Here is an 18,103-nt window from a genome sequence, read left to right on the forward strand (position 1 = left end):
CGTAAGAGCACATTCATGCTCTTACGCTTTTTGTTTTTTTATTTCTCTGGGTTTAATTGACGAAGCTCTTGTTTAATTTCAGTTTTTGCCTTTGTCTTCTCATCAATTTCTTTAATTACACGTGCTGGAGTTCCCGCAACAACTGTATATGGAGGTACATCTTCTGTTACAACTGCACCAGCTGCTACAACTGCACCTTTACCTACTGTAACGCCTTCTAGAACAACTACATTTGCACCAATTACAACATCGTCTTCAACGATAACTGGTTTTGCAGAAGGTGGCTCAATAACACCCGCAAGTACAGCACCTGCACCTACGTGACAGTTTTTGCCAACTGTTGCACGTCCACCAAGCACTGCGTTCATGTCGATCATAGTACCTTCGCCAATTACAGCACCGATATTAATTGTTGCATTCATCATGATAACAGCGTTGTCACCAATTTCAACATTGTCACGAATAATTGCGCCTGGCTCAATACGAGCTGTAATACCTTTTAAATCAAGCATTGGAATTGCAGAATTACGACGATCGTTCTCAACTACATAGTCAACAATGTGCTTGCTATTTTCATCAAGAATTGTCTTAATTTCAGACCATTCTCCGAATAATACACCAGATTTTTTATTTACAAATGCTTGTACTGTTTCAGGGAATGTTACTTCTTTTAAATCCCCTTTTATGTATACCTTTACAGGAGTTTTCTTTTCACTCTTTTGAATAAACGAAATAATTTCGTTAGCGTCCATCATTTTCATTCTTGTTGCCTCCTAAATCCATTTATAATGTTACTCTACCAAACGATAGGGCGAGTAGCAAGACAATAATCTTATTTTTCCATTTGAATTTCTTCTATAATTTCTAAAAATGCTTGCACTTGCTTCAACTGCCTTGCCGAGTCACTCGTCAATAACCATGTTTCTCTCGTTAATTGAACAGGTGTTTTATACATGTTTTCCTGCACTTCTTTTAAAACAGTCGAAGGTAAAAGAGCATAGCCTATACCATTTAAAACAAGCTGTTTGCACGTTTCAATTTGGTCAACTACAATCGTTCGCTTAGGTGGATTGGAAAATAATCCATACCACCAATTTTGTATTTGTCCATAGTAGGTCGAATCACTTTTAAATTGAATAAAAGGTCTATTTGTCTCTTTTAACATTGTAATATCTTTTATTTCTTTATCAACTAAGTATAATTCATCTTCAAATAATTGTTGCTTCTGACCTTTATATTCTTGTGTCCCTCTTAATATGGCGACGTGAACGTCTCCTTCATAAAATTGCTTTTGCACTTCACTACTCCAGCCAGTAAACAGAGATATCTTCACAGAAGGATACTTATGCACAAATTTTTTCAAAACAGGTGGAAGCCAATATTGACCAATGACTGACGCAACAGCTATTTTTAGCGTACCGTAGGTTTCCGTTCTAAAAAGAGCCAGTTCACTTTTAATATCCTCTTCTTTTTGTAACATTTCTTTTGCATAATTTGCAACTTTTTCCCCTTCAGGTGTAATTGTCAATCCTTTTTGTGAACGAATAAAAAATTTCATTCCCCATTGTTTCTCCATAGATTGTAATCGTTGACTAAGCGCAGGTTGGGAAACAAATAAACGTTCCGCCGCTTTTCTCATATTTGATTCCTGAGCTAACACAACCATCATTTGAAAATCATCGATTTGCAACTTTCTCCCTCTTTCCTTAGCTTCCATACACCTAATTTTAATAAGCATTTCATCTTTAATTTAATTGAACAATTTTATACATTAGAACCGTTTGTTAGTTCAAACTTTTCTTATGTTTTATGTCTTTTTAAATATAATACATACACAACTGATATGCACGAAAAAAAGTGACTTCTCCTTTTCTGTGAAGTCACTTTTCCTATGTTATCGATTATGCTGTCTCACTTTTTTATTCAACAATTTTAAAATAGCTCGACGTGTCAAAATACCCTCGAAGTAACCTTCTTCATTGACAGCGCAAATAAAAGGATGATCAATTGTCATTTCTAAAGCTTTTGCAAAGGAATCTTCTAACATAAGAACTGGAATCTCTTCCTTCATCACTTGTTCCACTTTCATATTCTCAAGTCTTTCAAACTCAATGCGCTCTAATCCTAAAATACCATCTAAAATCATAGCAGTACTAATCAACCCATGTAATTTATACGTAGGGTCTAAAACAGGAATCGCCGAATATCCAGATTTCACAAGAACGAGTAAAGCATGTTCTAAACCATTCCCTATTTGGACATGTGCTACTTTTTCTGATGAAATCATTAAATCCTTCACAAGAATTTGTTGAAACTCATCTTTCGGAATACTAATCATGTTACATCCCCCATTTTCCCTTTTTCCTGCTTACATTCTCTGATCCTATTCACATTTTATGATAGCGTTTTCATATTATTATTTTGTCCTGACATTCTTCTAATAAAAAAGATACACAGCTATTTTAGCATACAACATAAAAAAAAGACTACCATTCCGGTAGCGCTTAATACCCTTTATTTTTTAATCGGTAAAACAATCTTGTGATTTTTTTATATTGTGTCACATCTGTCTGTTTTAAACCATTCTCAATGTCTGTAAGCTCCACCGCTAAAATTTCGCTCGCATAATTTTGCTGAAACAGAATATCCAACAATAAATCTTCTTCTTCTCTCGTTAAAACAAATTCCTTTTCCATATGTCCCTCTCCTTGCCCTCACATCATCACTTTCATTATATAAAATTTTCAACTTATTTAATAGATGTAATATTCAGTTTTTAATAAAAGTATTTAATAACTGCGAATATATAGAAACCATTTCACATTATTTCGTATACCTGTTCGCATAACTAAACGCCGCATAAGCATCCGGTTTAATTTTTGCTGTTAATCCCATCGCTTGAATTTTCTTCGTCATATCTAAAATAAATTCTTTTGTTAAACCATCATTCCCAATATCTAAATGAATTTCCATTATGAATCCCGCTCCATCTTGAGCATATGGGTGCAATAAATCCCAGATTGTTTGTATATGATTTGGAGTAAATAGACAGGCAATTTCTTGACTAAACTGTGTTTCTAAATATATTTTCTCTCGCAAAGTTGCTGGCTTATTTTTTACTGATTTGTGATTCAAACATCCCCATGCTCCTTTTCCAACCCGATGAATATGTATCGCTGTAATAAACCTCGTATCCTTTTGATGTGCTTGTGAGTCTGTCCCAATAGATAAGCGATATAAATTTCGCGGATCCTTTTCAATGAAACTACAAATGCGGTTAAATACCATATCAAAATTCAAATGTCTCTCAGAAACATTATAAAATGTATGTTCACCGTCCACATAGTCACGTCCTTTCAATTAGACAGACCTTTCGTATTCTCATTGTATGGGACAAAAACAAAAATTATAACTCACTACCCTTTATTCGTTTCAATATTTCGGATTACATAATGACAAAACCTACACGTATAAATTACATTTTGATTAGACTGAGCAGTTAATACATGATTAATTTCCGCATGACTGTGACAATTAGGACAAATAACAATCGGTAAGCGTTCCATCCTTTTCACCTCCTATTACTATTTACTACCATTGTAGGAAAAATAAAAAATTCCTATACATATACATTTGTGGAAGTTCTTTTGTTTGATTGCGACTTCCACAAATGTATAGCCTATTAATTAATATAACTAAAAAAGGTACTGCCAAATGGCAGTACCTTTTTTATATGTATCAAGAAATGATGTCGTAAATCTCAATTGCAACCATGTCGATGTTGTCGAATTGATACACTTGAGGTTTTTCACCTTGTTGATACACTTCTAACTCATACATTTCACTTTTATCGAAAAATTTCACGCTACATTTGCGCTCACCGTTCACTTCAAAATAGCGTTGTGCTACTTCACCGCTTTCAGCTTGTTCTTGTAGACTAACAAGTCGAGTTAAAATTCCTTGGAGTAGAGACATGAAATCTCTCCTTTCTCTGATCTTCCTACCAATAGGTTTTACAGCTATACTCATTCTATCCGTCATAACAGAAAAAATGTTCCACACTCTAGGATAAAGGTTCTTGGCCAGAAACTCAACTAAAATTTGTCGAAATACGAAGGAAAAAGAAGAAAGAATATCTTTTTCCTTCTTTATTGCTCTTTTTATACTGACAGAATATAATAAAACACAGAAAAAGGGAGGAATTACAATGAAAAAAATTGAGGTTTATACACAGCCTGATTGTCCGCCTTGTACCATTGTGAAAGAATTTTTAAAACATAATGACGTTGCGTATGAAGAATTTGACGTAAAAAAAGACGCCGCTGCACGCAATCGTCTGTTATATGACTATGACTCCTATTCAACTCCAACAGTTGTAATTGACGGAGAAGTTGTCGCAGGTTTTCAAATTGAAAAATTACAACAGCTACTTGGTATAGAATAGGAATAGGGAGAAACCTATTCCTATTCTCATAATTGTTGTAACCTTTTTATTTCAGTCAAAAGTTCCTGACTTTCATGATACCCTGCTAATTTCCATTTCCCATTATCCTTTTGTAATGTCACAATTTGATATTGTCCACTTTTTGCCCGTTCATAGACATATAAATTTTTATGTTCCTCATCATATGACATTTTTGTTTCTGAATTAAAGGAAAACGGAGCTTCTTTTGCTGGAAGTAAATACTCACCACTTTGTTTTTCATTTCTACTGTTTTCATCTGTAAAAACTTGAAGGAAATTATTTGTAAAATATGGTGATAACGTCTCTATCATCTTATTCATTGGTATTTGCTTCCCTCGAATTGAAAATTGCGTCTCATAACCTTTTTGTATCGTTGTAAACACTTCTTTCCGATCCACTTTCACTTCTTCTTTCCCTAAAACAGTTGTGACACTATAGCCAACTAGAAAGGCAACACATATAAATAGAACAAACCATATTCCATATTTCCTCATTTTTTCACCTTCCTTTTAAAAGAGCTTGTCTTTGTAGTATTCATTGTAACAATGATTATGCAAAGACAGGGATGATTTCGTTCGTAAAATCTTTACAACGATAGACAGCATTTTCATTATTATTTTCACTATTACCAATTTATGATAAAAACAAACAAAAAAATGCACGAATCTCTTCGCGCATTAAAATAAAACGTCTTCTTCATATAAATATTCATAAGATAAATCTATAAATAAAAAGTTTTCATCATCAATCGGGAAAGAAAATGTTCGTACCATTTCACCAGTTTCAATATCGGCATATAAATCTGAAAGTCGCGCCTTATTTTCAAAACGCATTTTCATGATATTCTCGAGAAAATACGGACGCCAACTCCAGTTTTTCATATAATACTCCGGCATCACAATCCATTCCCCATCTTTTTTCATAACATTACCTGATTGCTGGAAACCATCTTCATTACAAATAAATATCCGAAAACTACATTGTGATACACTTTGGCTAAATTGTAATAACCAGTCATTTATATCTTCATTCTTTTTTTGTTTTGACAGAACATCACCAATTCGATCACGTAACATCTCTGTTAAATTATAAATTTTTTGCAACTTCTTCTTCTCATGCAGAATAAATTGATGACATTCATTACCAAGTCGCTCTTTTAAAACATTCGTTTCAATAAAATCCGGTAAACATTCTTTTAAATAATTACCTTGATAATATCTACCACCGTTTTTCCAAGCATATTGTAGTTGATAAAAAGCATCAATCTCTTCATATAACAATGTCGCACCAATTCTTCTAGCAAGTAAAGATAAGGAATATAAAATATCTTGATAAGATTGTAAAAGTGCAGTTTGCCTTAGGTTTGTTAAATCTACTTTTAAAATATCCGGTGCTAACACGCTAATACGTTCTAAATTACTTGTACCCGTTCCAACTTTATTAATCGAAATTTGAATACCATATGTACGATAATACATCAGCAAATGATTAAATTGCTCGATATCTTCTTTACATTCATGTTCTGTAATCTCTAAAACAATGTGGTTCAAATTTAAACCTTGTTTTTCATACATCAATAAAAGTTGAAGTAAACTTTCATCTTCATCATTCATTAATACATTAGCATTCCGATGTATAAATAATAATAATTTTTGATCTGTTTCTAAATACCTATTTAACGCTTTTTCTACTATGATATTATCTGCTTCCAGTTGGAACTCACTCGGAATAGAATCATCATGGAAGAAAGATGCTAAACTTTGTATGCCCTCTTCTGTTTGAATACGTCCTACAACTTCATATCCAATTACTGTATGCTCATCAGCACTAAAAATAGCTTGATAATAAGGAAGGACTTTATCCAAGTTACTCATTACATCTAATGCATCTATCAACGTGCTTCCCTCCCTTTACTTTTCAAAAATTATAACACGATATTTACGGAAAAATAATAAAAAATCCCTTCAGTTTTCCTGAAGGGATTAGAGGGGTAAAATGCTAAGGGGAATTAGCAATTCTACTATGAAGAAAAAAGAGGTCTTAAATATACCGTATATATTCCCCTTTGTAAACACCTTTCTCTCACGTGTCACAATTCCGTCACATTTTACCGGAGAAAAATGAATAAATCATTCATTTTTCATCCCTTTTAAAATGGATATTGGTGCAAATGCTGGCCACCATCCATTGTCATACAAGTACCATTTATGTATGCAGCTTCGTCTGAACATAAATAATAGGCTAGACCTGCGATTTCTTCTGGTGTCCCCAATCTACCAAGTGGGACACTCTGTATTGTACGCTTAGCCATTTCTTCTGAAATCCATAATTTATCGGCACCACCCGTACGTTCAATCGGTCCTGGTGCGATAGCATTAACTCGTATCCCATATTTACGTCCCCACTCAACAGCAAGCGTTTTAGTCATTGCTAATACACCAGCTTTAGCTGCTGCTGAATGAATAACCCCTGGCCCTGCATCCCATGCATATGTTGCCACCATGTTAATGATATTTCCTTTTATACCTTTTTCAATCCAATATTTTCCGACAGCCTGGCTACAATAAAATGTACCATTTAATACAATGTTAATTACCGAATTCCAGCCATTCACAGATAAGTCCTCCGCTGGACAAATAAAGTTTCCAGCTGCATTATTTATTAAAATATCAATTCGTCCAAACTTCTCATCAATATGCTCAATCATCTTTTGGATATCATCAGTATTTCGTACATCCATTTGTACAGGTAATACTTGCCCCGGAAACTGTTCAATTTCTAGCTTTGTTTCTTCTAGTTTTTCTTTTGTACGTCCTGTAATAACAACTCGTGCCCCTTCTTTCGCAAAACGAATCGCCATTCCTTTTCCCATTCCACTTGATCCACCTGTTATAATAACTACCTTCTCTTTCACATACATCCCCTCCAAAAAATGAATACACATTCATTTTATCATTTTATTTAACAGAAATCTTTATATTTTTAATATTTTCTGATATTTTAGCGTAAAGAGGTTTCTTTCCGTTCATTTTTTCGTAATCTATACTACTTTTTTAATATCCAAAATATATTTTTAAAAAACTGAAAGGAGATTCAAGTAACCTGTATATGAAAAAAATTACAAGAAGAAATTTTTTAAAAGCTGGAATACGCACTTGTCTATATTCATTTATCACCGCTAGCATCGGCTATTACTATGCTAAATATATAGAACCCTATTTACTTTCTTTTACCCAACACACACTTACATCACAACTCATACCAAAAGGTTTTCATGGTATGAAGATTCTTCAATTTAGCGATTTACACCTGGGATACTATTTCTCTCTCCAACATTTATCTCAAATCGTTTCCAAAATCAATGCTGAAAAGCCAGATATTGTCCTTTTTACTGGTGACCTCATTGATGATTATCAAACTTATACCGAGGCTCCTTTTGTGGCATCCATTTTAAAGAATATACAAGCACCCTTCGGTAAATTTTCCATTTATGGTAACCACGACCATGGCGGATATGGAACTGAATACTATGATCACATCATGCGTGAATCGGGATTTGAACTTTTACAAAATAGTGAAAAGCGAATTCGTTTACTGGATAATAGTGAAATTTCCATTTTCGGGCTCGATGATGTACTACTAGGCAAACCAAAAATAGCGGAAACTTTACAGCAAGCAAAACAAAATATTTATACAATTGTTCTCGTTCACGAACCAGATATCGCGCCACAAATCGCTACATATCCAATCAACCTTCAACTTTCTGGTCATAGCCATGGTGGACAAGTACAAATTCCTTTTTTAGGTGCTATTATTACCCCGTCGCTTGCAAAACAATATATTGAAGGTTTCTATAACATTCAGGATTTGACTCTCTATGTCAATCGAGGTATTGGAAGAACACGTGTCCCATTCCGCTTTATGTCAAAACCCGAAATTACACTCTTCACCCTACAACATTCGTAACAATTCGCCTATTTTCTTACTTATCCTTTCTTGTACTCGCTCATCCACGCTTGGTCTACCATATGATAAAAATGAGTCCAATAAAGGAGGTTTGTTCATGTATCCATATTATCAACCAATCCCAGTTCGTTCAGCACCTATTGGCCCAGCAGGCGACTCACGCTTCTTTCCATTTTTCGGTGTTCCATTTCTAGCCGGAATTGCTGGAGGATTACTCGGTGGGGCATTAGCTTTCGGCCCTAGACCGTTTTATCCGCCTTATCCACCGCCTTTCCCACCACCAGCACCCTTTCCTTGTTACGGAGGGCCTTGTCAGCAACCATACTATTACTAATTAAAAAAAAATTCTTCCAAATCTTATTCTCTCAAGGAACCGACTCATCACACGCTTATAATAAAAACTATTCTCTCTACTCATTCTTCCATTTTAGGAACATATGAGTAGAGAAAAAAAGTAAAAACCTCTTAATTGCACTAAGAGGTTTTTACTATATTCCCACTATTCAGCATCTGTATTTTGATAAGCCATCTTAAATAAACTCACTTGGCTATCAATTTCTTCTACACCACTATTAATAATATAATAATAGTCACCATCTTTATTTTGTTCACGTGTTTTCACATTATCAGCTAAAGTAAGCTGTAAGATTGCCTTTATTCTCGCTTTCATTTCAATATCTAAAATTGGGAAAGATATTTCTACTCGTTTTTCCATATTTCGTGTCATCAAATCAGCTGAAGATAAGTATATTTTCTCATCTCCATTATGATGGAAATAATAAATACGACTATGTTCTAAATATCTTCCCACAACACTAACCACACGAATATTTTCACTTACATTTGGAATCCCAGGTCTTAAACAACATGTCCCTCTAACGATGAGCTCTACCCTTACCCCAGCTTGCGATGCTTCATACATTTTTTTTATTAACGGTTTATCTGTTAACGAATTCATCTTAGCGATAATATATCCATTTCCATATTGTCTATGGTAACGGATTTCCTCATCTATTAAATCCATAAATTGCTCTCTTATATCAAATGGTGCAACAGATAAATGATGAAAATGCGGTTTCGTTGTATAGCCACTCAAATAATTAAAGAAGTTTGTTGCATCTATACCAAAGTCTTTTCGCGATGTAATATATCCAAAATCGGTATATAACTTCGCTGTTGCATCATTATAATTTCCGGTTCCAAGATGTACAAACCTTTCAATCTTTCCGTTTCTTCTTCTTACAACTAACGTAATTTTACTATGCGTTTTCAAGTGACTTACTCCGTAAATAACGTGACATCCGGCCTGTTCCAATTCTTTAGCCCAATGAACATTATTCTCTTCATCAAACCTCGCCTTTAACTCAACCAATACCGTCACTTGTTTCCCTTTTTCAGCCGCTACCTTTAGCGCCTGAATAATCGGAGAATCTCCACTTACACGATATAATGTTTGTTTGATTGCAAGTACATTCGAGTCATCTGCCGCATCACGGACAAAATCAACGACTGGCTGAAACGACTCAAAGGGATGGTGTAATAAAATATCATGTTCTATCGCTTTTTCAAATACATCTTCCTCATCACCTAAATCTTGAGGAGGTTGGGGAATAAGAGCCGGATATACTAGATGTTCATATAAAGGTGCTAGTTTTTTATATAAGGAGAATAAACATGTTAAATCTAACGGTCCATCCATCATGTACACATCTTCATCTTTTACTTCTAACACTTCATACAATAACGCTAACACTCTTTCATCAATGTGTTCTTTACCAACTTCTAAACGAACGGCAGCTCCCCACTTACGCTTTTTCAATTCTTTTTCAATTACTTTTAATAAATCGCGTGCACCTTCTTCATGGATTGTTAAATCCGCATTACGTGTAATACGGAAACGAGTAACAGGTGATACGTTATATCCTGTGAATAATTTATGCGTAAAACCACTAATTACATCTTCTAATAAAATAAATTTATGTTTTTGCCCTTCACTCGGTAAAAATATGAAACGCTCCAGCAAAGAAGGCACTTGGACAATTCCTAACTTCGTGCGATTTTCTTCCTCTGCCTGCTTCTCATCGTATAAAATAGTAGCTAAATTCAGGCTTTTATTTAATAACATAGGAAATGGACGATACGCATCAATAGCTACAGGAGTTAATACCGGAAAGATTTGTTCATCAAAATATTCTTCTATAAATTCTCTCTGCTCTTTCGTCAAATCATGGAATGTTAGACGCTCAATCCCCTCTAGTTCAAGCGCTGGCAATACATAGCCTTTAAACGTGTCATACTGTACAGTCATTAACTCATGAGCTTTTATCGCAATCTTATTTAACTGTTTCTTCGGTGTTAAACCCGCTTTATTTTCTGGCTGATTAAATCCAGCACTTACTTGATCTTTCAAACCTGCTACGCGCACCATAAAAAATTCATCTAAATTTGAACTAAAAATACTAATAAACTTTAATCTTTCTAAAAGTGGATTATTTTCATCTTGCGCTTCTTGTAGTACACGTTCATTAAAAGCTAGCCAGCTCAACTCACGGTTATTATAATAAGCTGTATCATTTAAATTTACTAAATTCCCCTTTAGCAATTCCATTCTCTTCACACTTCCCTTTGAAACTTTTTCACTATAATTTAGTTACTTTTATTTTATCAAATTACTATATTCCAAAGTGTTAATTTTTTGTAAAGACATCCGTACAACTTAACGTTTTGATTCAAATGATAAGTTAATATTCGTTTTCAATACTCTTTCCAGCTGCTTTTTTTGCTTTTCAGCTTGCACTTTTTCTGATAACGCCGATTGCTCACATACAATTCTAAATGTTAATCCTTCTTTACTTTCTGTTATAGATATCGTTTCAACAAGCGATCTTTGTCTCACATTTAAAGCAGCTGAAAATTGCAAAACAGCTCCTAATAACCGAATTTTTTTTTGTTCACTTTTCTCAAACCAACCTTCAAATGGAGCTAAATGTTGTTTAAATAACATTTTTGATTTGTATGAGGCAATAAGCGCTAATCTAACTCGGTCTTTATGCATCATACCATCAATTGTTTTATTCGCCAGTAAATAAAACGTATGTAAGCGGCTCGCTTCTTCATCTATGTACTTCCCAATATTAAATACTTTCGCCGCTTGATGGAATATTTCCCAGTCTTTTTCCGACATAGAAATAAGTCCTACTCCTTCAAGTTGTTTACAAATCAATGTTCCTTGTTTAATAAGTTGAATTACAAATTCCATATCCATTTCGTATTCAAATGATAATAGATGTAAACTTTCTTCTACTACGTTTGGATAGTATGAAATCCCCAAATCTTTCGTTAATTCTTCATAGAAAACACCTTCTCTTAATCCTTTTTTACTCAATACAAATGCCGGTGCCTCTATAACGTTAACCAGTATATGAAAGACTTCGATAGCTGGAATAATCGTATCCGCTCGATCTTTTGCTAACCCCTCTAACTTTTGAAGCTCTATGAACGACAATTCTTTTAATTCCTCTTTTACATGTTGAATATCTTCTTCTTTCATTTTGTATAAATGTAATCCAGCTATAGGATAACAAATTAAATTTTGATGGATTTTCACCAAGTTCCTCGCACTTCCACCAATTGCGATAAGGGGTAATTTTTTATCGATTAACCATGGTAACGTTCGAAATTGATTCCATAAATAGTTTTTAATTTTCTCTAACTCTTCTGTAGTAGGAATATCACCTTGAATAAATTGTTGCTTTAAAGAAAGTGCTCCAAAAGGAAAGCTATGATATTCTAAATTTTCTCTATTTCGGAAGTATGTAACTTCTGTGCTTCCCCCACCAATATCAACTGTAACTCCTTCTGAAAATGAAGTAGAATTCATAACTGCTAAATAACCGTAACGTGCTTCTTCATATTCTGATAAAACTCTAAGAGTAAAATCTGTTTGTCCTTCAACAAGTTTTTTAATTTCATCTTGATTCTCTGCCTGTCTAATTGTTGCCGTTGCGACACAAAGCACATGATGCAACTTATGAAATCGTGTACTTTCTTGAAATTGAAATAATGTTTGTAACAATACTTCTATTCCTTCTTCACTTAATACACCATCTACTAAGTAATTTCTTAACCTAGCGACCACTTTCGTATTTTCAATCTCTTTATAAAAACCTCCGCTTTGTTTTTCATAAATAACTAAGCGCATTGTATTAGAACCAATGTCTATAATGGCATATTGTTGTTTTAATATTTCTTTCAAACTTCTCACTCTTTCATTATCAAATTTCTGAAACATGTTCTATCACTATTATACAAAATAGTTGTTTTTTGTAACAATATTGCTTTAATATTGAAAATATATACAATTACTTTTTGCATATAATAAAAACCCATTTTATTTATGCTATAATAAGGAAAAATTGAAAGGAGATTCAATATGAAACCTTCACAACCACAATCTCAATTACATAACCAACATTCTATTAATAGACTAGCTCAATCTATTTTCGTTGTGAATCGTCATGCTAAAGCTGCAACTAACCCTAAGTACTTATACTGGTTAAAAAAGACTGCTTTAGAACGCTTAATTACTGAAAAGAAGGCTATCAAAGAAGGATTACATTTTTCTAGAAATCCACGTTTTAGTCAACAACAATCCGATGTTCTTATACGTTTAGGTGATTATTTTTTCCATATCCCTCCTACGAAAGATGATTTTCGCACCCTACCGCATCTTGGTCACCTTGAATCCTCCTATCGAAATCCGAAAACAACCTTATCTTTAACAATAGCAAAAAAAACACTGCAAGATTATATTGGTCCTGAAGCATTAAAACAAGAAAAAAAATTAAGCGAACCAGTTCCATGGTATAGTCGTACTTATACAAAAAAATAAAACAGTTTGGCCAAGTGTAGGCCAAACTGTTTTATTTTTTCTCTTCTTTAATTTTAATATTTGCTTGTTTATAAAAAGCTATTTTTTCTGTATTATAAGATTTCGTAAATTCATTAAACTTGTCTTTTTCTGATTCAATATCTTTATAAGATTGATTTACTACTTTTACTTTTTCACTAATATCTTTTAATTTTGTACCTTTATCTTGTAACATTGTATATAATTCTTTTTCTTGTTTTAACGATTTACTATAGCTATCATACATCTTGTTAAATGAATCATGTCGTTTCTCATATGTGCTTTTCACTTTATCCGCTTGATCTTTCAATTTCTTATCTTCAATTTTCTTTACATATTTATCTGCTGATTTCACTTCTTCTTGTGCTTTATTTAAAGATTCTTTTTCTTTTGTAAGCACTTTTTCTCGTTCATCTGTATTTTTCACTGCTTGATTCAGCTTTTCTTTAACAGTTTGATTATTATCTTTTCCTTCTTGAACAATCTGGTTATATAATTCTTGTCCCTCTTTCTCTAAAGTTTCAAGTTTTTTTGCATCTTCAAACATTGTTTTTTCTTGCTTTGCAGCATTTTCAAACGCAACATATAATTCCTCTTCTGGTTTCGGTCCGAAACAACCGGCTAGTAAAGTCAGTGATAATGCAGTTACAATTGCTAATTTATTATATTTCAACATCTTTTCCTCCTATTTAGTAAACGATCATCAATAATTATTTATACTACTTGTACAATTTTAGCATTTGAAATTATGTAATGTCTTAAAACATAAAGGTATTTACTGTAATCTTACCTACTGCAAGAAACACTATAATGTTTCACCTGATAAAAGATAATCTATAACCTCTCACGTCTATCATTCCCTTTCTCACTTTCTACCAAATAACCTCTTTGTCCATTTTACATAGTGCGAAGATGACCTCGCAACTCTTACAAAGATTCTTTTAATTTCTTAAAAAGGAAAAGTGTAGAGCACGTTTTCCTCTACACTTTTAAACTGAAAACATTGTGCAAAATGCATTGATACATCCACACACAATTATATGCTGATTCCATATATTTTTAAAGACTTTTGTTACAAAAAAAGTTTTTCTTGTAACAAAAGTCAAAAAAATGTTACAAAAAATTCTTTATATCATACTTCTTCAAATCAAAATTTCATTCATCACTTTGCAGGTTTCTATAATTATACAATTGATTTTGTGCTTTTCTAAGCAATTCTTCAAAAGTTTTTCCTTCTACTGGATAACTAGCAGCTCCAAATAATAGATTCATACTTAACAAGCCATTTTCTATTTCACTTTCAATATTTTTCATTAATCGGTTTGTTATTGTCGACTTTTCATGTCCGTTATCAATCGCCACAATAACATACTTATTTTCATCCCACTTAGTAACGACATCCCCTTTACGAATTGTCTTTACAATCGTACTCTCCAATTTTTTTCTTGTACTGTTTCTTTTAGTACTTTCCATTCTTTCACAGAAAGAATGTACACTGTAATATTATGAGAATCCCGTTCTGATAATGCAGCTACTTTCTCAAAAAAATCAACTACAAAATCATTACTTGCCATTCCTCCTATTTCCTTATCCATACGACCACTCGCTTTTTTATCATACCAATGTCCAAAATAATAGCTGAGTAACATTTGCAATATATAAATAATAAAGACGGTATAAAATGATCGCGAATCCAGTTTTGTAATTACATCCTGAAGCGCAATCCATTCTGTAACCGCCACTGTATTCCCAAGTAATAACCCACTAATTTTTCCTTTATGTTTCATATTTCCCCTCCTTTCTATACCAACATATGCTTCTATAACAATTATGTTTTTCTACAAAATAAAAAATGTACATATTGGGTGTACATTTCCGCTTAAGCTTGTCTACCATTTCTATTCTATTTCATATATATACTATATATCGTTTTAGAAAGAGGTGACCTATATGCTTCAAAAAGAAAATCTATCAGATATTATACGTTTTCTAGCAGGTTTTCTGTTAGCGTTAAAATTACTATTTAATTCTTTCGGAGTGAACTTTATTACAAACGATCAAATTGATGCTATTGTAAATGTTGCTTCCTTTCTTTTCATTCTATATTTTGGTTATAAAAACAATTATGTAGGAAAAAAAGGAATCGAGCAAAAAAAAGTACTCAAAAAACACAACCTTCACTAAAAAAGGAACCTTTCATACAGGTTCCTTTTTATCATTGCCGCACAACAACTTCATTTGTTTGCAGTGGACCATATGATAATCCTTTATATTGAAATGTATATGTAGCCTGAAATAATGCGTTTTTAAGTGCTTTATCTTTATTTGCTTTTATTTTACAAATTAGTTCTACCTTTTCATTCGGTAATAAATTTTCGATTCGCCACCTTACAAGCTGGAACAGAAACTCACTCATCCCCTTATCAACCTTTAATGAGTTTGGAATATATGCAAAATAATCTCGAATCATATGACTTACTACAACTCGTGAAATCATTTCCATTCCTTTATTTTCAACTTCAATTCGAATAATAAGTATGTCATTTACATCATAGGTCAGTTCATATGAAAATTTTTCTTTATACATACTACGGATTTGTAATGTAACTGCTACATTAGGACATTCGTTTTCCTTTTTTGAGCCATCAATCCATAACACCGGTTGTAGCGGTATTAAACGCCTTCCTTGATCCGAAATTCGTTTCCACATTTTCATAATAATATTCACCCCATTTCAGATGCATCATCCATACGACCTTATTCTGCCTCTCTACACGATATTAATAAAGCTTGTTACAAAAGATATATAGTTATTATTCTTCCTTTTATCCTATTCGACAATATAAAGAAAAAACCATTTTTCCTCTGTTAACAGAAGGTATTCTTACCGAAATATTTTTTTACAATTTCCTTCATTGACTTTATACCAATATTAAGTATTACTCACTCTTTCGCTGTCCATACAACAGAATATTTTGACGGAAGAAAAAGTTTGCCTTTTAGTCAAATTTGACTATAATATTCTTTATGGCTTTGTCAGTGCACTTGTGTAAATTGATTTGAAAGAACTATATTAATTTTTTATGCGCTGCACTCAAAACTTAATATAGTGTACTTATTATTAAAAGGAGGGTTATATTTGGAATCTCAATTATTAAAAAAAGACTCCAACAAGACAAAATTTGTTGTTGCTGGTTTACTACTTGGTATTTTAATGGCAGCAATGGATAATACAATCGTTGCAACAGCAATGGCAACGATTGTTGGAGATTTAGGAGGATTTGACAAGTTCGTTTGGGTCACGTCTGCATACATGGTAGCAACAATGGCCGGTATGCCTATTTTCGGTAAGCTATCTGATATGTACGGACGGAAACGCTTTTATATTGGTGGACTAATTCTTTTCTTATTCGGTTCTGCACTTTGCGGGACAGCGACAAGTATTGAACAACTAAGTATTTATAGAGCCATTCAAGGAATTGGCGGTGGCGCTCTGATGCCTATCGCATTTACAATTATGTATGATATATTCCCACCTGAAAAACGAGGTAAAATGACAGGTCTATTTGGTGCCGTTTTCGGAACATCTAGCGTATTTGGCCCTTTATTAGGCGCTTATATTACGGACTATATAAGTTGGCATTGGGTCTTCTATATTAATATTCCATTAGGGCTTATCTCCTTCTTCTTTATTACTAAATACTACAGTGAATCTCTAGAATTTAGAAAACAAAAAATTGATTGGGCTGGCGCTATTACACTTGTTATTAGTATCGTTTGCTTAATGTTCGCCTTAGAACTTGGCGGTAAAGAATATGCATGGGGCTCTAATGTGATTATTGGTTTATTTTCAACTGTTGTTATTATGCTTATTATTTTCTTCTTCGTAGAAAGAAAAGCAACTGAGCCTATCATTTCTTTCCATTTATTTAAAAAACCTTTATTTGCAGCTAGCCAAGGTGTTGCCTTTTTCTATGGCGCAGCTTTTATCATCTGTACAGTTTATATTCCAATCTTCGTTCAAGGTGTTCTCGGCGGTTCAGCCTCAAATGCTGGATTGATTTTAACACCTATGATGGTCGGCTCTGTAATTGGAAGTCAAACAGGTGGACAGTTAGCTTCTCGAACAAGTTATCGTAACATCATGATGGTGTCTGGTGTTTTCTTCGTTCTTGGTATTTATTTACTAAGCACCTTAACAATGGACACACCACGTGTACTCGTAACGCTATTTATGGTTCTCGCTGGACTTGGTGTTGGTTTCTCATTCTCAGTTTTAAGTATGTCTTCTATCCACAAATTAGAAATGAGAGACCGTGGTTCTGCTACATCAACAAACTCATTCTTCCGTTCACTCGGTATGACCCTTGGTGTAACGATTTTCGGTACCATTCAAAATCATATTTTTACAGATAAACTAAACACTGTGTTCCCTCCTGAACTAGCAAAATTAGCCCCAAAGGGTGGAGACACAAGTTTCTTATTATCACCAGGTGCTACCGATAAAATACCAGCTGAAATATTAACTGGTATTAAAGAAGCTCTTGCTACATCTATTGCCAGTACATTCTTCTGGGCACTTATCCCGGCTGTATTAAGTATTATTTGTATTTTACTTATGGGAAATGAACGCCTCTTTACCGGACCAAAAACGAAGCAAAAACAAAAGCAAGTAAGTTAGTATAGAAAAAAGAAACGGCATACCCTTTATGAAAAAGGGTATGCCGTTTATAATATATAAAGTAAAACTTTAATCAGCATAG

The 18,103-nt window shown here is 33.5% G+C and carries 20 protein-coding genes and 1 pseudogene; 6 read left to right on the forward strand and 15 right to left on the reverse strand.

Features of this window, described 5'->3' with window-relative positions; translation table 11 throughout:
- Positions 1-38: 38 nt before the first annotated feature.
- The 7 genes from dapD to ACP6L7_RS16780 all read right to left on the reverse strand — a co-directional run bounded on the left by dapD (position 39) and on the right by ACP6L7_RS16780 (position 3,975).
- The gene (gene dapD / locus ACP6L7_RS16750; protein WP_097830870.1) at positions 39-761 is read right to left on the reverse strand and encodes a 2,3,4,5-tetrahydropyridine-2,6-dicarboxylate N-acetyltransferase; all 723 of its coding nucleotides are present in this window, start codon (positions 759-761) and stop codon (positions 39-41) included.
- Between the two features lie 71 nt (positions 762-832).
- Entirely contained in the window at positions 833-1,717 is an 885-nt protein-coding gene (gene ccpC, locus ACP6L7_RS16755) for a transcriptional regulator CcpC (protein WP_097830869.1), read from the reverse strand.
- A 177-nt stretch (positions 1,718-1,894) separates the two neighbouring features.
- Positions 1,895-2,338 (reverse strand): cyclic-di-AMP-binding protein CbpB, encoded by a 444-nt coding sequence (gene cbpB / locus ACP6L7_RS16760; RefSeq protein ID WP_000623577.1) that lies wholly within the window; start codon positions 2,336-2,338, stop codon positions 1,895-1,897.
- 166 nt (positions 2,339-2,504) lie between these two features.
- Positions 2,505-2,696 carry an antirepressor AbbA gene (gene abbA / locus ACP6L7_RS16765; RefSeq protein WP_071771533.1) on the reverse strand — a complete coding sequence of 64 codons (192 nt, stop codon included), beginning with the start codon at positions 2,694-2,696 and terminating at the stop codon, positions 2,505-2,507.
- 127 nt (positions 2,697-2,823) lie between these two features.
- A complete protein-coding gene (locus tag ACP6L7_RS16770; RefSeq protein WP_097830868.1) occupies positions 2,824-3,342 on the reverse strand; it encodes a ribonuclease H-like YkuK family protein in 519 nt (172 codons plus the stop codon).
- A gap of 74 nt (positions 3,343-3,416) precedes the next feature.
- Positions 3,417-3,566: a hypothetical protein gene (locus tag ACP6L7_RS16775; protein WP_071746889.1), complete on the reverse strand. Its 150-nt coding sequence runs from the start codon at positions 3,564-3,566 to the stop codon at positions 3,417-3,419.
- Positions 3,567-3,738: 172 nt separating this feature from the next.
- Positions 3,739-3,975 carry a YkuJ family protein gene (locus ACP6L7_RS16780; protein WP_000055151.1) on the reverse strand — a complete coding sequence of 79 codons (237 nt, stop codon included), beginning with the start codon at positions 3,973-3,975 and terminating at the stop codon, positions 3,739-3,741.
- 232 nt (positions 3,976-4,207) lie between these two features.
- On the opposite strand from ACP6L7_RS16780, the gene ACP6L7_RS16785 reads away from it, so the two are divergent.
- A complete protein-coding gene (locus ACP6L7_RS16785) occupies positions 4,208-4,444 on the forward strand; it encodes a glutaredoxin family protein (protein ID WP_097830867.1) in 237 nt (78 codons plus the stop codon).
- A gap of 26 nt (positions 4,445-4,470) precedes the next feature.
- On the opposite strand, the gene ACP6L7_RS16790 is transcribed toward ACP6L7_RS16785, so the two are convergent.
- From ACP6L7_RS16790 to fadH, 3 genes are all read right to left on the reverse strand, one after another.
- On the reverse strand, positions 4,471-4,959 hold the full coding sequence (locus ACP6L7_RS16790; protein WP_097830866.1) for a DUF3993 domain-containing protein: 489 nt from the start codon (positions 4,957-4,959) through the stop codon (positions 4,471-4,473).
- Between the two features lie 183 nt (positions 4,960-5,142).
- Positions 5,143-6,360, reverse strand: coding sequence for an EAL domain-containing protein (locus ACP6L7_RS16795; protein ID WP_000564312.1), 1,218 nt, complete (start codon positions 6,358-6,360; stop codon positions 5,143-5,145).
- A 254-nt stretch (positions 6,361-6,614) separates the two neighbouring features.
- Entirely contained in the window at positions 6,615-7,379 is a 765-nt protein-coding gene (fadH, locus tag ACP6L7_RS16800) for a 2,4-dienoyl-CoA reductase (RefSeq protein WP_097830865.1), read from the reverse strand.
- A 194-nt stretch (positions 7,380-7,573) separates the two neighbouring features.
- Between fadH and ACP6L7_RS16805 the strand changes: the two genes are divergently transcribed.
- Both ACP6L7_RS16805 and ACP6L7_RS16810 read left to right on the forward strand, forming a co-directional pair.
- Positions 7,574-8,431 carry a metallophosphoesterase gene (locus ACP6L7_RS16805; protein WP_097830864.1) on the forward strand — a complete coding sequence of 286 codons (858 nt, stop codon included), beginning with the start codon at positions 7,574-7,576 and terminating at the stop codon, positions 8,429-8,431.
- Positions 8,432-8,528: 97 nt separating this feature from the next.
- Positions 8,529-8,765, forward strand: a complete 237-nt coding sequence (locus ACP6L7_RS16810; protein WP_000283735.1) for a hypothetical protein — start codon at positions 8,529-8,531, stop codon at positions 8,763-8,765.
- Between the two features lie 165 nt (positions 8,766-8,930).
- Here the strand turns inward: ACP6L7_RS16810 and ACP6L7_RS16815 are convergent, their stop codons facing one another.
- Together ACP6L7_RS16815 and ACP6L7_RS16820 are read right to left on the reverse strand one after the other, a co-directional pair.
- The gene (locus tag ACP6L7_RS16815) at positions 8,931-11,039 is read right to left on the reverse strand and encodes a polyphosphate kinase (protein WP_097830863.1); all 2,109 of its coding nucleotides are present in this window, start codon (positions 11,037-11,039) and stop codon (positions 8,931-8,933) included.
- A gap of 108 nt (positions 11,040-11,147) precedes the next feature.
- Entirely contained in the window at positions 11,148-12,722 is a 1,575-nt protein-coding gene (locus ACP6L7_RS16820) for a Ppx/GppA family phosphatase (RefSeq protein WP_141533249.1), read from the reverse strand.
- 141 nt (positions 12,723-12,863) lie between these two features.
- Here ACP6L7_RS16820 and ACP6L7_RS16825 point away from each other — a divergent pair, with 141 nt between their 5' ends.
- Positions 12,864-13,322, forward strand: coding sequence for a YkyB family protein (locus tag ACP6L7_RS16825; protein ID WP_000804854.1), 459 nt, complete (start codon positions 12,864-12,866; stop codon positions 13,320-13,322).
- A 31-nt stretch (positions 13,323-13,353) separates the two neighbouring features.
- On the opposite strand, the gene ACP6L7_RS16830 is transcribed toward ACP6L7_RS16825, so the two are convergent.
- A complete protein-coding gene (locus ACP6L7_RS16830) occupies positions 13,354-14,016 on the reverse strand; it encodes a YkyA family protein (RefSeq protein WP_097830861.1) in 663 nt (220 codons plus the stop codon).
- Between the two features lie 479 nt (positions 14,017-14,495).
- Positions 14,496-15,127: pseudogene (locus ACP6L7_RS16835) on the reverse strand (diguanylate cyclase domain-containing protein).
- Between the two features lie 163 nt (positions 15,128-15,290).
- Here ACP6L7_RS16835 and ACP6L7_RS16840 point away from each other — a divergent pair.
- Positions 15,291-15,524 (forward strand): phage holin, encoded by a 234-nt coding sequence (locus ACP6L7_RS16840; RefSeq protein WP_097830860.1) that lies wholly within the window; start codon positions 15,291-15,293, stop codon positions 15,522-15,524.
- 31 nt (positions 15,525-15,555) lie between these two features.
- On the opposite strand, the gene ACP6L7_RS16845 is transcribed toward ACP6L7_RS16840, so the two are convergent.
- The gene (locus ACP6L7_RS16845; RefSeq protein ID WP_097830859.1) at positions 15,556-16,056 is read right to left on the reverse strand and encodes a hypothetical protein; all 501 of its coding nucleotides are present in this window, start codon (positions 16,054-16,056) and stop codon (positions 15,556-15,558) included.
- A 423-nt stretch (positions 16,057-16,479) separates the two neighbouring features.
- Here ACP6L7_RS16845 and ACP6L7_RS16850 point away from each other — a divergent pair, with 423 nt between their 5' ends.
- Positions 16,480-18,021, forward strand: a complete 1,542-nt coding sequence (locus ACP6L7_RS16850) for an MDR family MFS transporter (protein ID WP_097830858.1) — start codon at positions 16,480-16,482, stop codon at positions 18,019-18,021.
- Positions 18,022-18,103 lie beyond the last annotated feature (82 nt).

Source organism: Bacillus silvicola (genome assembly GCF_050524305.1).
Classification (GTDB): domain Bacteria; phylum Bacillota; class Bacilli; order Bacillales; family Bacillaceae_G; genus Bacillus_A; species Bacillus_A cereus_AT.

Coding starts and splice junctions, on each gene's coding strand:
- dapD (WP_097830870.1), bottom strand. CDS start 761: ATGAAAATGATGGACGCTAACGAAATTATTTCGTTTATTCAAAAGAGT.
- ccpC (WP_097830869.1), bottom strand. CDS start 1,717: ATGGAAGCTAAGGAAAGAGGGAGAAAGTTGCAAATCGATGATTTTCAA.
- cbpB (WP_000623577.1), bottom strand. CDS start 2,338: ATGATTAGTATTCCGAAAGATGAGTTTCAACAAATTCTTGTGAAGGAT.
- abbA (WP_071771533.1), bottom strand. CDS start 2,696: ATGGAAAAGGAATTTGTTTTAACGAGAGAAGAAGAAGATTTATTGTTG.
- ACP6L7_RS16775 (WP_071746889.1), bottom strand. CDS start 3,566: ATGGAACGCTTACCGATTGTTATTTGTCCTAATTGTCACAGTCATGCG.
- ACP6L7_RS16780 (WP_000055151.1), bottom strand. CDS start 3,975: ATGTCTCTACTCCAAGGAATTTTAACTCGACTTGTTAGTCTACAAGAA.
- ACP6L7_RS16785 (WP_097830867.1), top strand. CDS start 4,208: ATGAAAAAAATTGAGGTTTATACACAGCCTGATTGTCCGCCTTGTACC.
- ACP6L7_RS16790 (WP_097830866.1), bottom strand. CDS start 4,959: ATGAGGAAATATGGAATATGGTTTGTTCTATTTATATGTGTTGCCTTT.
- ACP6L7_RS16805 (WP_097830864.1), top strand. CDS start 7,574: ATGAAAAAAATTACAAGAAGAAATTTTTTAAAAGCTGGAATACGCACT.
- ACP6L7_RS16810 (WP_000283735.1), top strand. CDS start 8,529: ATGTATCCATATTATCAACCAATCCCAGTTCGTTCAGCACCTATTGGC.
- ACP6L7_RS16815 (WP_097830863.1), bottom strand. CDS start 11,039: ATGGAATTGCTAAAGGGGAATTTAGTAAATTTAAATGATACAGCTTAT.
- ACP6L7_RS16820 (WP_141533249.1), bottom strand. CDS start 12,722: ATGTTTCAGAAATTTGATAATGAAAGAGTGAGAAGTTTGAAAGAAATA.
- ACP6L7_RS16825 (WP_000804854.1), top strand. CDS start 12,864: ATGAAACCTTCACAACCACAATCTCAATTACATAACCAACATTCTATT.
- ACP6L7_RS16830 (WP_097830861.1), bottom strand. CDS start 14,016: ATGTTGAAATATAATAAATTAGCAATTGTAACTGCATTATCACTGACT.
- ACP6L7_RS16840 (WP_097830860.1), top strand. CDS start 15,291: ATGCTTCAAAAAGAAAATCTATCAGATATTATACGTTTTCTAGCAGGT.
- ACP6L7_RS16845 (WP_097830859.1), bottom strand. CDS start 16,056: ATGAAAATGTGGAAACGAATTTCGGATCAAGGAAGGCGTTTAATACCG.